Here is a 13,960-nt window from a genome sequence, read left to right on the forward strand (position 1 = left end):
CCGCTCGAGCGGGCACGAACGTCCCGAACAGGCACAGACGGTGGCGCGCTCACCGTTCCGGTGGTTGAGGAGCGCCGCGAGCGAAGCGAGTGACGCGTCTCGAAACTCCGCGGCGGATCTCAGAGTCGCGTCACGCCTTCCGGGCCGTCACCAACAGGTACTCCCACTCGAGGTCACCCGATCCCTTGTCGAACCGCCGGGCCAGGTCGGCAAGGTCGCGATCCAGCGCCGCGACACGCTCCGGATCATCCGCGATGTTGCGGTAGGCCGCGATCGTCGGACCGTAATGCGTCTTGAAATAGCTGCAGAACTCCTCACCCGAACCGAACTTGGTGACCGGCAGCGTCTTGCGGGTCGCCGTGAACTCGGTCACTCGGTCTCCGAGCAGGGACCGCACATGCTCCTCGTCGCCCCAGCGAGGCGGCGGGGTGGCGCCCGGAGGGGGCGGGGCAGCGTACGGCTTCATGGTGGCGAACATCTGGCCGATGAAGCCCTCGGGTGTCCAGTTGATCAGTCCGATGGTGCCACCGGTTCGGCAGACCCGGAGCATCTCGCTGGCGCTGGCCTCGTGGTGTGGGGCGAACATGATTCCCACGGTGGAGATGACTGCGTCGAACTCACCGTCGGCGAATGGCAGGTCCTCGGCATCCGCCTGCTGCCAATCGAGCTGGACGCCGAGCTCCACGGCGCGGCGCTTGCCGACCTGCAGCAACTCCGGAGTCAGGTCGGTGGCCACGACGTCGGCTCCGGCCTGCGCGGCCGGAATGGCGGCGTTGCCCGATCCTGCGGCGATGTCGAGCACTCGCTGGCCATCGCCGATGGCGCAGGCCTCGACGATCGTGGTCCCCAGTTCGGAGATGAGATCGGACGCGAGTGTGGGGTAATCCCCGAGCGCCCACATCGTGCGGTGTTTCGCTTTCAACGCCTTGTCGGCGTCGGTGTTGGTGGTCTCGCTCATCGTGTTCCCTTCGTTCGGGACGGATGTCACCGGCCTAACGTCACTCGCTGGAGGCGACATCCCTCTCGGTCGACGTGCCGTGGGCGGCCGCGTCCTTCATCCTGGCCTCGGCCCTCTCCTTGATCATCGGCAGCCCGAGCTTGCGGATCGCGATGATCCCGGCCGAGATCGGACCCCAGTACAGCCGGAACCTGCGCCGCGCTTCCGCATCGGTGGTGGCGACGCGGGTGCGCGTGATCAGCAGCGAACTCTGGTCGCTGATCGGCCGCGCCTCGATGGTCACGACGATCTTGGCGTAGCCCGGCTGGTTGAACGCGATGAACTCTTCCATTGGCAGCGACGCGAACTTCACGTCGCGCTTCCACGGCTGCGCGTAGGCGCCGAGCACCATCCGGCGCCCCGGGTCCCAGTCCAGCAGCCCCCAGCCCAGCCCCTCGGTCTCGGCGACGAGTCCGCGCGCCTCGGGCATCTTGAACTCTTCGCCTCGTGCCATCGACGGCACCGAGCGCAGCCAGAACAGCGCCTTGATCGGCGGCGACTGCCACAGGTCGATGTCCCGCGCCTCGGCGAAGGTCACCGGGCCCGGCGCGTTCACGACGGTCTCGTTGTACTCGTCGACTTCCGGTTTCGGGATGATCCGGTCGAGCGTCTCATCGGCCGGGTGGTTCTCGGGCTGGCCGTATCTCGCCCACTTCACTGCGGAATAGCCGACGAGCGCCAGAACCGCTGCTGCAATCAGTCCGAACAGTGCCCTCAGGGGATTCATCACGTACCTCCGGTCGTGTCAGATCTGCATTTCAGTATTTCCCCGCACCTGTGGAGCCGCTAGGTGTGAGACTGAAGCCGAGACATCCGCAAACCAGAAGGAGCTGTCAATGGCAGACGCCGACAACCGTGTGGCCGTGTACATCGACTTCGATAACATCGTCATCTCGCGCTACAACCAGGTATACGGGCGCGGAGCGTTCCAGTCCGACCGGGTGAAGAATGTCGTGGTCACCGACCCGACCGCCAACCAGGACGTGGTGGCCCGCATCCGGCAGGCCACCGTCGACATCGGAGCGATCCTCGACTACGCGTCGTCGTTTGGCCCGATCGTGATCAGCCGCGCCTATGCCGACTGGTCGCAGCCGGTGAATTCCGGGTACCGCAAGCAGCTGATCGACCGGGCGATCGACTTGACCCAGATGTTCCCGCTCTCGGCGACCAAGAACGGCGCCGACATCCGCCTGGCCATCGACGTCGTGGAGGACATGTTCCGCCTGAACGACGTCACCCACGTGGTGCTGGTGGCCGGCGATTCCGACTACGTCGCCCTCGCCCAGCGGGTCAAGCGCCTCGGACGCTACATCATCGCCGTCGGCGTCGCCGGCGCGACGAGCAAGTCGCTGCCCGCCGCCTGCAACGAGTTCAGCCTGTACGACGACCTGCCGGGCATCGGCACGGACGAGGTGGAGACCGATGGCGCGGCTCCGGATTCGATGGTTCCGGATGTCGCTGCCCGGGATGCCGCGACGGCCGCAGCCACCGCACCGGTTGCCGCGCCGCCCGAGCCGACCGGCGCGAAGGCACCGGCCGCCAAGAAGGCCCCGAGGGAGAAGGTTGCGGTCGAGAAGACCACCGCACAGAAGGCTCCCGCAAGGAAGACGGCGGCGACCAAGGCCACCGACCTGCTGTTCCAGCAGCCCATGGTGGAGCCGGAGACGGACGACGACGATGACGAGCCCGGCGCCGGCGCCGGTGAGCAGGCCGCCAAGATGTCACCGCGGGCGGCGACCAAGCTGCTGCGCCGGGCGCTCGAGCTCGGCCACGACAAGGCCGGCGATGACGAGTGGCTGCACACCTCGGCGGTGAAGCAGCAGATCAAGCGGATGGACCCGTCGTTCCACGAGAAGTCCCTCGGCTACAGCTCGTTCACCGACTTCGTGAAGTCCCGGTCGAACTTCGCCGAGTTCGACAAGAGCTCGAACGGGCAGCGGGTGCGGATGCGGGTGGCGGACTAGGGGCGCCAGCCCGCCCGGTGGCCCCGGAGCGCCCGAGCGCAGCGAGGACGCGTCTCGAAACCGGGGGCGGGATCGGGCATTCCGGCGACGACCCCTCCGTTTTTGCTATGTCACTCTGAAGTGACATAGCAAAAAACGCACTACCGCCCCCGGAATGCGATGAACGGTAGTGCGCTTCTCAACCACCGGCAAAGGCCCGCGGCATCCGGAAAGGTGGTTTCAGACGCGTGGTTCGCTGCGCTCGGGGGCTCCGGGGCCGCCGGCTTCGCGGCGACTACGGGTGACTAGACGAGGTCGTCGTAGCCCGTGGTGAAGGCGGTGTCGGCGTCGGTCACGGTCACCGGCAGTGAGCGGATCGGCGAGAACGACGTGGGGTACATGATCTTGTTCTCCATGCTCAGGATCATCGGCCGGATGATCTCAAGGTTCTCGAGCCACTGCTCGTTCTCGTGCAGCAGGGCGCGGCGCCGGCGGCGGTCTTCCAGGTCGGTGTACGCCCAGAAGTGGGTGAGCTGGTTCTGGGTGCCGAACTCGGTCACGAAGTAGCCGAGGAACCCGCCGAGGATCTTGCGCTGAACGGGCAGACCGATGTTCTCGTAGGTCGCCAGGTAATCGGCGAGCTTGACGTGGGTGTGCAGAACATAGGTGCGTTCTTCGACGAGCATGGTGCTGGTACTTCCTTCTGTGGTGCGTTAGTGGTTGGTGATCAGGGCACGCGCCGCCGCGATAGCGGCGCTGAGATGCTCCTGCGTGGGCGAGACCGACACCGTCGGGAGCTCCCCGAGGTCGCTCTGCAGCAGGTGCGCGTCTTTGAACAGGAGGTCGTCGTGGAACTCGGTGAAGTTGTCGCTCATCCAGCTCTGCCCGGACGCCACTGACACCACGTCGAGGAACTGTTCGGCCGATACTCCATGCTCGGCGGTGAGCTGCAGCATGGTTGCTGTGGCGAGCGCGTTGTAGGCGCCGAGGGTGTTGTTGCAGAGTTTCAGTAACGCGGGGGTGCCGTAATCGGCCGAGGTGAAGACCCGGCCGGCGATGTCGTCCAGCACCGCCTGCTCCTCTGGCGTCGGCTGCGGTCCGGCGAGGAACACGGTCATGCTGCCATCGCGAGCGCCGCGCGGGCCGCCCGAGATCGGAGCCTCGAACACCCGCCACTCGGGCGGAGCCGCGGGCAGGATTTCCTTGGCGGCGTTCACCGAGAGCGTGGTGACCACCAGCACCGTGAGCGGCCAGGAGTAACGGTCTCGGATCGAAGCGAATGTCGCGGTGACCTGGTGGGCCAGCCGGACGGCCACAATCACGGTGTCGATGTCGGTCCAGGGCACATCGTCGAAGCTGCTGAAGCCCGGGCATCCGGTCGCCTGTGCCCAGGCCGCCGCCCGGGCGGGATCCAGGTCGAGGCCAGCCACCGGATGCTCGCGCTCAGCGAGTCGTTCACCGATTCCGGCGCCGATGGGGCCGAGTCCAATGATGAGGTGCATGGTTACTCCTGAATCCCGCCCGCTCAATCAGCGGAGCTCGGTGAACGTGGCGAGGTCGACGTCCTTGTTGTCCTTGGTGGTCGACAGGGCAATCAGCGAGACGACGAGCACGCCGAGGGTGAGTGCGACGACCGTGCCGGTTCCTCCGACATCGGTGAGCGCGGTGGCGACCAACGGCGCCGGGGCGGCGAAGATCAGGTTCGCCATGGTGAGCGACAGCGCCGAACCCGAGAAGCGGCTCGCGGTCGGGAACTGCTCCGCGAAGAAGGCCGGCTGCGCGCCGTAGGCGAACTGCACCGAGCTGAGAGAGAGGACCACCACGAGCAACGCGAGTGCGAAGCTTCCGGTGTTCGCGATCGGGAAGAACAGTGCGACGCCGACGAAGCAGCCGATGGTGCCGATGATCAGGACGGTCTTGCGGCCGATTCGGTCGCTCAGCCAGCCGCCGAAGAGACCGAAGAGCACCGAGATGCCGTTGGCGAGCATGAGGATGAGGAATCCGTCGCCGGACTCCATGCCGGCCTGCTTGGTGAGGTAGCTGAGGCCGTAGACGGCGACGAGGTAGAACGTGAGCGCCGCGCCACCCCAGGCGAGGGTCAGCTGCAGAACACGCAGCGGCTGCGTCTTGAGCACGCTCAGGCCATTGGTCTTCTGGGCGGCCGAGTTCTCGACCTGCTGCTTCTGCACCACGAACGCCGGGGTCTCCTCGAGACGCAGGCGGATGTAGACGCCGACCGCGACGAGCGCAATGCTCATCAGGAACGGGATGCGCCAGCCCCAGCCCTCCCACTGCTCGGTGGTGAGCACGAGGGTCAGCACGGCGAGCGTCAGGTTCGCGAGCACCTGGCTGAGCGGTGAGCCGACGTTGATGAACGCACCCATCAGTCCGCGGCGGTTGCTCACGGTGTGCTCCATGGTCATCAGCTGCGCGCCGGTGGCCTCGCCACCGAGCGAGAAGCCCTGGATGAAGCGCAACGCCACCAGCAGCACCGCGATGCCGATGCCCTGGCCGGTAGGCAGCAGGCCGATGATCACCGACGAGACACCCATGGCGATGAAGGTGACCAACAGGATGGGCCGTCGGCCGTACCGGTCGCCGAGGTATCCGAAGATGATGCCCCCGAGCGGACGGGCGACGAACCCGACACCGAACGAGGCGAAGGAGGCGAGCAGGGCGCCGGTCTCACCGAGGTCGCTGAAGAACAGCGCGGGGAAGAGCGTGGCCGAGAGTGCGCCGTAGACGGCGAAGTCGAACCATTCGAGCGCAGAGCCGAGGGTGCCGCTGACGGCGGCGCGGGTCTGCATCCGGCGGGTTCGGCGGACGGCGATCGTGCCGTCGGGGCGGTCAGTGGTGAGGGCCACAGGGAACTCCTTTGTTGGCTGTTGGCAAGCGTGCAGGCAGCCGCGCGTGCGACGCGGATGCGTCAGAGGAATGTAACAGATGATTCCAGCAAGCGGGAAACCTTGCCGATCTTTCCTCTATATGGAAAACTATTCGCATGTCGCAGACACTGCAGTCCGTCGCTCAGGCGCTTCGCGTCATCCAGTTACTTCAGAACCATGCCGATCTCGGCGTCACCGAGGTCGCAAGCCGGCTCGGCATTGGCGTCTCGACGGCACACAGGCTCCTGGCCACGTTGCTCGAATTCCATTTCGTCGAGCAGCTCGACGCCGGCCGCCGGTATCGGCTGGGGCCGGCGATGTCCTCGTCCGGAGACGCCGCGGCGATCGAGCACTGCATCGAAGTCGGCTTTCCAATCATGCAGCACCTGCGCGACGAATCCACCGAGACCGTGCACATCTCAGTGCTCAACGGGCAGCAGACGAGGTTCGTTTCCGTGATCGAGTCGCCGAGAGTCATGCGAGTCACCAGCAGGGTCGGTGTTTCCATTCCGTCGCACACCGCCGCTTCCGGAAAGATCCTGTTGGCCCAGCTTTCCGACGACGAACTCGACGCGTTGTATCCGGATGAGGAGCTTCCCGGCGGCACCGGACGTGGCCTGCATACGCTCACTGAGCTGAAACGAGAGCTGGCACAGACGCGGGAGCGTGGCTACGCGCGCAACCTCGGCGAGTCGGAAGAGGGTCTTGCGGCGATTGCCGTGCCGATTCACCGGCCAAGCGGACGCCCGGTGGCCTGCCTCACGCTGACTGGTCCGCTGTCTCGGTTCAATCCCGATGCGACCGCGGATGCGACGGCTGAACCGTCAGCGCGGGAATTGGAGTTCCTGCGCATGCTTACCGAGCACGCCGCCCAGATTGAGCAGGCACTCTCCTTTTAGATTCCACATAGAGGAATCTTGTGTGCGTCATTTCCGCTTTGGGGAAAAGTGTGCGTACTATGGCCCGAGTCGACGCCGACGGGGCGTCGCTTCGGAGGTAGAGCAGAGTGAAGCTAGTGCGCCTGACCGGCCCCGCGCAGGGCTGGGGAGTTCTTGATGGGGCCATCGTGCGCCAACCGCACAAAGACGCCACGCTGCCCGAGGTCATCGCTGCCGACGCGCTGCCGATCGAGCACAGCGCCGAGGCGGTTACGATCGGCACGCCCATCTCCGACGGTGCCAAGATCTTCTGCGTCGGATTGAACTACCGGGACCACGTGCTGGAGATGAAGCGTCAGCTTCCGACGCATCCGGTGATCTTCCCGCGCTTCGCTGACTCGTTCGTCGCCGACGGTGAGCCGATCGAGAAGCCGGCCGAGAGCGACCAGTTCGACTTCGAGGGCGAGTTGGTCGTCGTGATCGGCAAGGGCGGGCGCCACATCGCCGCCGAGGATGCCGCCGCCCACGTGCTCGGCTACACGCTCATGAACGACGGTTCGCTGCGCGACTTCCAGTTCCACACGCATCAGTACACGCCGGGCAAGAACTTCGAGAACTCCGGTTCGGTCGGCCCGGCGATCGTCACTGCCGACGAGGTGGGCGAACTCGCCGGCCGCGGCATCCGGACGATCCTGAACGGCGAGGTCGTGCAGGACTCCGAGCTCGGCCAGCTCATCTTCCCCGTGAGTGACCTGATCGCCTACATCTCGTCCTGGACGCCGCTGCGCCCCGGCGACCTCATCGCCACCGGCACTCCCGGCGGAGTCGGCTCGTCACGTACGCCACAGCTGTGGATGCGTCCGGGCGATGAGTGCGTCATCGAGATCGATGGCATTGGCCGCCTCTCCAACATCGTCGCTGCTTCCAGCTGACTTATCTCCACGAAAGGACAATCATGACAACGACGCCCCAGACCCTGAAGAAGCTCACGGTGCAGCGCAATGGCGAGCTGCCGGAGGCTCCCGGCCAGACGTCGAAGGCGCTCCGCATCTCCGGTGTGAGCGTCGAGAACACCGAGGTCGAAGGCCTCTGGTTCGGCAAGGTCCACACCGGACCGGGTGAGATCTCGGACGCTCACCACCACGGTGAGGCGGAGACCGGCGGTTACGTGTTCAAGGGCCGTGGCTTCATTCGCTTCGGAGAGCGCTACGAAGAGATCGTCTACCTCGAAGAGGGCGACTTCGTCTACGTGCCGCCGTTCGTGCCGCACATCGAGGGCAACGCGAGCAAGACCGAGGAACTGGTCTGGCTGACCACGCGCACCCCTGACAACATCGTGGTGAACCTCGAGGACCAGGACGTCGCCGAACTCGAGATCGACTACCGCTCGTAGCCTCCTAGCCTCCTAGCCTCCCCGCTCCAACGAATCACCAGTTCCCCCCGGAAAGGACGCTGCTGTGACCGCACCCATTGATGCCCCCGTCGCCCTGATCTCTGGAGGGACCTCCGGAATCGGGCTGGCCAGCGCACGCCGACTAGCGAGCGCCGGGTTCGTCGTGGTGGTGGGTGGTCGCAGTGAAGAGCGTCTGTCCGAAGCGCGCGCGTCGCTTGTCGAGATCGACGCGCGCGCTTCGGCGTTGCCGCTGGATGTAAGTTCGGATGACTCGTGCCGATCGGTTGTCGCGAGAGTGCTCGATGATCACGGGCGTCTCGACGTGCTGGTCAACTCGGTGGGCAGCGCCCCGGCGGGCACTATCGACCAGGTCGACGACGCCGGCTGGACCGCGGCGCTGGATTCGAAGGTGCTCGGCAGCGTGCGGTTGATGCGTGCCGTCATCCCCGCGATGACTGAGCGCAGCTCCGGCCGCATCGTGAACATCGCCGGCACCGCCGGTCGTGAGCCGGACCCGTGGATGGCCGTGGCGGGAGCCGCGAACGCGGCGCTGATCTCGGTCACGAAGGCTGCATCGCTGCAGCTCGCCGAGTTCGGGATCACCGTGAATGCCGTCTGCCCGGGACCCACGCGCACCGGGCGCTGGGACGGCCTCGCCTCGACTTACGCGCGCATCAACGCTGTGCCGGTCGACGAAGCTCGGGCGGCACTCGAGGCGCGCATTCCCGCCGGCCGCCCGGCGGATCCGGACGAGATCGCCTCGTTGGTCGCGTACCTCGCCTCAGAGGATGCGCGCCACATCACCGGTACCGCAATCGCGGTCGACGGCGGGCAGTCCCGCAGCATCTAAACGCACATCCGTTGGTTGAGGAGCCGCACTCCGTTGGTTGAGGAGCGCCGCGAGCTTGCGAGCGACGCGTCTCGAAACCAACCCTTCCGCAATGGTGGTTTCGAGTCGCGTCCTCGCTGCGCTCGGGCGCTCCTCAACCACCGAAAGTAGGTCCGGGGCTACGACGGCTCAGCGCAGGAACGGCTCCTCCCGGTACCCGTCGGCGTCCAGGATCCCGACTGTCGACTCCGGCACCTCGATGAACGCACCGGGCAGGCCGCTGAGCGGTTCGGAGACGATCACCCGGGATCGCTTGCCGTGCGCCTTCAGCCGCTCGACATCCGGATACGCCTCCTGCAACGTGCGCATGTCCTCGGAATGGAACAGTGTGCGTGAACGGTGCTCGGTCGAATACCGGAACGCCCAGATCGTCGCGCCATCGGAGACCGCGAACGAGCCCTGCACCGGATACTCGACCCCGAGCCGCCGGCCGGCCTCTTCAATCTTGCGGATGGCCTCGCCCATGCCCGCGATCGGATCCTCAGCAAGCCCCATCGTCAGCGCGACATGGAACACCGCCTCGGAATCGGTTGTGCCGCGCACCAGCGGGTACAGTTCCGGGTCGACCAGCATCATGACCTCATGCCGGACGCGCCACCAGTCGCGCAGCCCGCCGTTGTGCATGAACATCCAGTGGGCGTAGCGGAACGGATGACAGTTCGTCTGCTGGATCGGCGGGCCACTCGCCGCGCGCACGTGGGCGAAGAACAGGTGGCTCTGCACGGCGCCGGCGATGTCGCGCAGGTTCTCGTTGTACCAGGCCGGCTCGATGCTGCGGTACAGCCACGGCTTTCCGCCATTGCCGTCGGACGGGTACCAGCCCAGTCCGAACCCGTCGCCATTCACGGTCTCCTTGCCGAGCGGTGAATGCAGCGACTGTTCCACGAGCGAGTGCGGGGTATCGAGAACCACCGTCGCCGGGGACATCGGCTCACCCGAATACGCCAACCAGCGACACATCTCGATCATCCCCTTCGATGGCGTCCGCCCTCATCTGAAACCGAGGCTACGCCCGCGTGCCGCGCCCCGCAGCGGCCAACCGAACGAGGGATCCTCGCCTCCGTATGATTGCGGTATGGCGATGCCCCTGCTGGCGACGAAGCTGTTCGTGCCATCGCCGCGACCCCAGACGGTGCCGCGTCCCCGGCTGATCCAGCGGATGAACGAAGGCCTGGACCACAAGCTCGTCCTGGTCTCGGCGCCGGCCGGTTTCGGCAAGAGCAGCGCGCTGAGCGCGTGGGCCGCCGAGCTGCAAGGCACCGACGTTCGAGTCGCATGGCTCTCACTCGATGCCGGCGACAACGACCTGCTTCGGTTCCTTACTTATCTGGTCACTGCGCTGGGCGGCGCTGATGCCGGAAGCGGCGCTGATTCCGAAGTCGGCGCTGACTCCCGGGTCGGCACGGCGGCGCTCGGGCTGCTGGATGCCTCGAAACCGCTGCCTGCCGAGGTTACGTTGACCGCCCTGATCAACGACGTCGCCCAGTCCGCCCACGAGTTCGTGCTCGTGCTCGACGACTTCCACCTGATTGACGCGCAGCTCGTGCGCGAGGCCGTCGAGTTCCTGATCGAGCACCTCCCGGCCCGGATGCACCTGGCGATCGCGAGCCGCGCCGATCCGACGCTGCCGCTGGCCCGGATGCGCGCCCGCGGCGAACTGACCGAGCTTCGGGCAGCTGACCTGCGTTTCACTCCAGACGAGGCCGCCGACTTCCTCAACGAGGCCATGGGCCTCAGGCTCTCGGCCGATGAGATCACCGCCCTCGACATCCGCACCGAGGGCTGGATCGCCGGCCTGCAGCTGGCCGCGTTGTCGATGCGTGGAGGCAGCGACATCCGCGGATTCATCGAGGCGTTCACCGGCAGCAATCGGTTCATCATCGACTACCTCGTGGAGGAGGTGCTGCAGCGCCAGCCCGAGCGCGTGCGCGACTTCCTGCTGCGCACCGCGATTCTCGATCGGCTCAGCGGTCCGCTGTGCGTTGCCGTGACTGGTCAGGCGGATGCCGGCGGCACGCTTGACGGGCTGGAACGCGACAATCTCTTCCTGATCCCGCTCGATGACCAGCGGCAGTGGTATCGCTACCACCACCTGTTCGCTGATGTGCTCCGGGCTCGCCTGCAGAGTGAACAGCCTGAGCTGATCTCGACGCTGCACGTGCGCGCGAGCGAGTGGTGCGAAGTGCACGATCTCGTCGACGACGCCGTGAGGCACGCGCTCGCCGCGCACGACTTCGAGCGGGCGGCCCGACTGGTCGAGCTCGCTGTCCCCGACATCCGCCGCACCCGCCAGGAGACGACCTTGCGCGGCTGGCTGACGGCGCTGCCCGAAGACGTTTGTCGGGGCAACCCAGTGCTGAGCACCTACATCGCCTGGATGCGGCTGTACTCGGGCGACCTGGACGCTGTCGAGCCGTGGCTGCGGCATGCCGAGCTCATGCTGAGTGCGCCCGTTTCAGCGGACGAACCCAGCGAAGAGTTGCTCCTGCTGCCGCAAACCATTGAGATGTACCGGGCGGCGCTCGCCCAGGCGCATGGCGACATCGCCGGGACCGTCCGCCATGCCGACCGTTCGTTGCGACTGGCGAGCCCGGATGACCACCTCGGACGCGGCGCTGCCGGCGGACTGCTCGCCCTGGCCGCCTGGGCGGCGGGTGACGCGGTAGCCTCCGTGCGGTCCTTCGCCGACGCCAGTGCCCATCTGCGCTCGGCGGGATACCTCGCTGATGAACTGAGCGGCACCATCCTGCTCGCTGACATGCTGCTCGCCTGCGGCCGCCTTCACGAAGCGCGTCGCCGGTACGAGCGAGCCCTCCAGCGGGCTGAGCGGGGCGACGTGCTGCCGAACCCGGCTGGCGACCTGCACGTTGGCCTCGCGGAGCTCGATCTGGAACGCAACGATGTCGCTGCTGCTGTAAGACACCTCGAGGCCAGTGCGGCGCTGGGGGAGCGGGCGGCGCTGCCCGAGAACCGGTACCGCCGATTCGTTGCCCTCGCTCGGTTGAAACAGGCGGAGGGTGATCTGGATGCCGCCGCCGAGCTGCTTCGGCAGGCCGAGCCGCTCTACGTGCGCGGCTATTTCCCCGAGGTGCATCCGATTCCTGCCTTGGCCGCGCGGGTCTGGGTCGCCCAGGGGCGGCTGGCCGACGCCGCGGACTGGGCCCGGCACAGCGGTGTCACCGTGGCGGGCGAGCCCAGCTTCCTGCGCGAGTGCGAGCATCTCACCCTGGTCCGTCTGCTGATCGCCGAGCATCGTGCGGCTGAGCAGCGCGTGTCTAGCACGGCTCGCGGTCTCGCCGACACCCACGGGCTGCTCGACCGGCTGCTGACCGCGGCCGAGGCATCCGGACGCACCGGCAGCACGATCGAGATCCTGATGCTGCAGGCGCTCGCGCATCAGGCGGAGGGACGGATGTCTGAAGCTCTCGTGCCTCTCGAACGAGCCCTGACGCTGGCCGAGCCCGAGGGGTACCTGCGGCTGTTCGCCGATGAGGGCTTGCCGATGGCGGAGCTGCTGCAGGATGCCGCGCGTCATTCGATCGCGTCCGATTACGTCTCTCGACTGCTCGCTGCCGTGAGTGAGGAGAGTTCCGGCGCGGGGCAGGGGACGACTGTTGGCGGAGCGGGGCAGGCCGCGGCATCCGGCGTCCAATCATTCGGTCAACCAGCAGCCGTCCAATCGCTGGCTGAGCCGCTCAGCGAACGCGAGCTGCATGTGCTGCGGCTGTTGCGTACCGAGCTGACCGGGCCGGAGATTGCCCGCGAGCTGGTGGTGTCGCTGAACACGGTGCGCACGCATACGAAGAACATCTTCCGCAAGCTCGACGTGACGAACCGGCGGGCGGCCGTCCGTCGCGGCGAGGAGCTCGGCCTCGTCTGAAGCGCAACCGGATTCGTCGCCCGGACGGCATTCACGGCAGCTGGCGGAATTCACCATGTGTGGTGATGTGCGCTCACCACATCGCTTCGTAGCGTCGGGAACAGGGTCGGGCAATCCGGCCGATGCTTGAAGCTCCAGGAGACTCATATGACGAAGACCGCAGAGCGTGTCGGCGCACCAGTCCCGCGTGTCCCACCTGGCACTAGCCGGCGGACCAACTGGCTGGTTCCGATTGGACTGATCCTGCTCGCCCTGGTTCCGGTGGTCACCGGGTCGCTGCGGCTCGTCGAACTCGGCGGCGGGCCGGAAATCATGCCAGACAACCCGCGAGCGGACGCGTCCCCGCTGCCGATCGCGGCGCACATCGCCAGCGCGCTCATCTTCACGGTGTTCGGCGCCTTCCAGTTCGTGCCGGGACTTCGTCGGCGTCCGTGGCATCGTCGGGCCGGACGCGTCCTGGCGCCGCTCGGACTGGTCGCCGCGCTGTCCGCGATCTGGATGTCAGTGTTCTACGCGCACCCGGAGGGCACCGACGAATTACTGGTGGCTTTCCGGCTGGCGTTCGGCTCGGCGATGGCGGTGTTCATCGTGCTCGGCGTCGTCGCCATCCGTCGTCGCAACATCACCGCGCACCGGGCCTGGATGACGCGCGCCTTCGCCATCGGTATCGGAGCCGGCACGCAGGCGGTTGTCTTGACCGTGGTGCCGCTGGTCATCCCTCCGACTGAGACGAGCACCGCGCTCTGTCACGCCGCCAGTTGGGTGATCAACCTCGCGGTGGCGGAGTGGGCGATCCGGCGGAGGCCGCGCGGATGAGTGGGGACGTGGGGCGGATGAGTCGGGACGTGCCGGCCGCACGGACGCGTGGAGACGCGCCATCCGCGTATGAGATCCGGCTGCAGGGACGTCTGGACGAACGCTGGGCTGACTGGTTCGAAGGCATGAGTTTGAGCACTGAGGCGGATGGCACGACGGTGCTCCGGGGCATTGTTGCCGACCAGTCGGCTTTGCATGGAATCCTCGGCCGAGTGCGTGACCTCGGGATGACGCTGATATCGGTCAACTCGGGGGAGTGACGGGGCGCCGCGCGCTATT

14 protein-coding genes are annotated in these 13,960 nt (G+C 66.7%); 8 read left to right on the top strand and 6 right to left on the bottom strand.

Annotated features, from left to right (window positions below; translation table 11 throughout):
* Positions 1 to 130 precede the first annotated feature (130 nt).
* Both GO591_RS04660 and GO591_RS04665 read right to left on the bottom strand, forming a co-directional pair.
* A complete protein-coding gene (locus tag GO591_RS04660) occupies positions 131 to 958 on the bottom strand; it encodes a class I SAM-dependent methyltransferase (RefSeq protein WP_157155741.1) in 828 nt (275 codons plus the stop codon).
* Between the two features lie 40 nt (positions 959 to 998).
* Positions 999 to 1,724, bottom strand: a complete 726-nt coding sequence (locus GO591_RS04665) for a hypothetical protein (RefSeq protein WP_198295562.1) — start codon at positions 1,722 to 1,724, stop codon at positions 999 to 1,001.
* A gap of 109 nt (positions 1,725 to 1,833) precedes the next feature.
* Between GO591_RS04665 and GO591_RS04670 the strand changes: the two genes are divergently transcribed.
* A complete protein-coding gene (locus tag GO591_RS04670; RefSeq protein WP_157155743.1) occupies positions 1,834 to 2,961 on the top strand; it encodes an NYN domain-containing protein in 1,128 nt (375 codons plus the stop codon).
* A gap of 284 nt (positions 2,962 to 3,245) precedes the next feature.
* Here the strand turns inward: GO591_RS04670 and GO591_RS04675 are convergent, their stop codons facing one another.
* Genes GO591_RS04675 through GO591_RS04685 form a run of 3 tightly spaced genes read right to left on the bottom strand, consistent with a single transcriptional unit; the run spans position 3,246 to position 5,804 of the window.
* Complete coding sequence (locus tag GO591_RS04675) at positions 3,246 to 3,626, bottom strand: NIPSNAP family protein (protein ID WP_157155744.1); 381 nt, start codon at positions 3,624 to 3,626, stop codon at positions 3,246 to 3,248.
* A 27-nt stretch (positions 3,627 to 3,653) separates the two neighbouring features.
* A complete protein-coding gene (locus GO591_RS04680) occupies positions 3,654 to 4,442 on the bottom strand; it encodes an NAD(P)-binding domain-containing protein (RefSeq protein ID WP_157155745.1) in 789 nt (262 codons plus the stop codon).
* Between the two features lie 27 nt (positions 4,443 to 4,469).
* On the bottom strand, positions 4,470 to 5,804 hold the full coding sequence (locus tag GO591_RS04685) for an MFS transporter (RefSeq protein WP_157155746.1): 1,335 nt from the start codon (positions 5,802 to 5,804) through the stop codon (positions 4,470 to 4,472).
* Positions 5,805 to 5,941: 137 nt separating this feature from the next.
* On the opposite strand from GO591_RS04685, the gene GO591_RS04690 reads away from it, so the two are divergent.
* From GO591_RS04690 to GO591_RS04705, 4 genes are all read left to right on the top strand, one after another.
* A complete protein-coding gene (locus GO591_RS04690) occupies positions 5,942 to 6,724 on the top strand; it encodes an IclR family transcriptional regulator (RefSeq protein ID WP_157155747.1) in 783 nt (260 codons plus the stop codon).
* A gap of 107 nt (positions 6,725 to 6,831) precedes the next feature.
* Positions 6,832 to 7,635, top strand: a complete 804-nt coding sequence (locus tag GO591_RS04695; RefSeq protein WP_157155748.1) for a fumarylacetoacetate hydrolase family protein — start codon at positions 6,832 to 6,834, stop codon at positions 7,633 to 7,635.
* A 23-nt stretch (positions 7,636 to 7,658) separates the two neighbouring features.
* The gene (locus tag GO591_RS04700; RefSeq protein WP_157155749.1) at positions 7,659 to 8,096 is read left to right on the top strand and encodes a cupin domain-containing protein; all 438 of its coding nucleotides are present in this window, start codon (positions 7,659 to 7,661) and stop codon (positions 8,094 to 8,096) included.
* A 64-nt stretch (positions 8,097 to 8,160) separates the two neighbouring features.
* The gene (locus GO591_RS04705; RefSeq protein WP_157155750.1) at positions 8,161 to 8,946 is read left to right on the top strand and encodes an SDR family NAD(P)-dependent oxidoreductase; all 786 of its coding nucleotides are present in this window, start codon (positions 8,161 to 8,163) and stop codon (positions 8,944 to 8,946) included.
* Between the two features lie 168 nt (positions 8,947 to 9,114).
* Here GO591_RS04705 and GO591_RS04710 read toward each other — a convergent pair whose 3' ends face one another.
* Positions 9,115 to 9,912, bottom strand: coding sequence for a class II glutamine amidotransferase (locus GO591_RS04710; protein ID WP_232466276.1), 798 nt, complete (start codon positions 9,910 to 9,912; stop codon positions 9,115 to 9,117).
* A 148-nt stretch (positions 9,913 to 10,060) separates the two neighbouring features.
* On the opposite strand from GO591_RS04710, the gene GO591_RS04715 reads away from it, so the two are divergent.
* The 3 genes from GO591_RS04715 (at position 10,061) to GO591_RS04725 (ending at position 13,941) form a co-directional block, all read left to right on the top strand.
* Positions 10,061 to 12,865: a winged helix-turn-helix domain-containing protein gene (locus GO591_RS04715; RefSeq protein WP_157155752.1), complete on the top strand. Its 2,805-nt coding sequence runs from the start codon at positions 10,061 to 10,063 to the stop codon at positions 12,863 to 12,865.
* A 147-nt stretch (positions 12,866 to 13,012) separates the two neighbouring features.
* The gene (locus tag GO591_RS04720) at positions 13,013 to 13,681 is read left to right on the top strand and encodes a DUF2306 domain-containing protein (protein ID WP_157155753.1); all 669 of its coding nucleotides are present in this window, start codon (positions 13,013 to 13,015) and stop codon (positions 13,679 to 13,681) included.
* A complete protein-coding gene (locus GO591_RS04725; RefSeq protein WP_198295563.1) occupies positions 13,678 to 13,941 on the top strand; it encodes a hypothetical protein in 264 nt (87 codons plus the stop codon). The genes GO591_RS04720 and GO591_RS04725 overlap by 4 nt, the downstream gene beginning before the upstream one ends.
* Positions 13,942 to 13,960 lie beyond the last annotated feature (19 nt).

Origin of the sequence: Diaminobutyricimonas sp. LJ205 (assembly GCF_009755725.1) — a bacterium.
Classification (GTDB): domain Bacteria; phylum Actinomycetota; class Actinomycetes; order Actinomycetales; family Microbacteriaceae; genus Ruicaihuangia.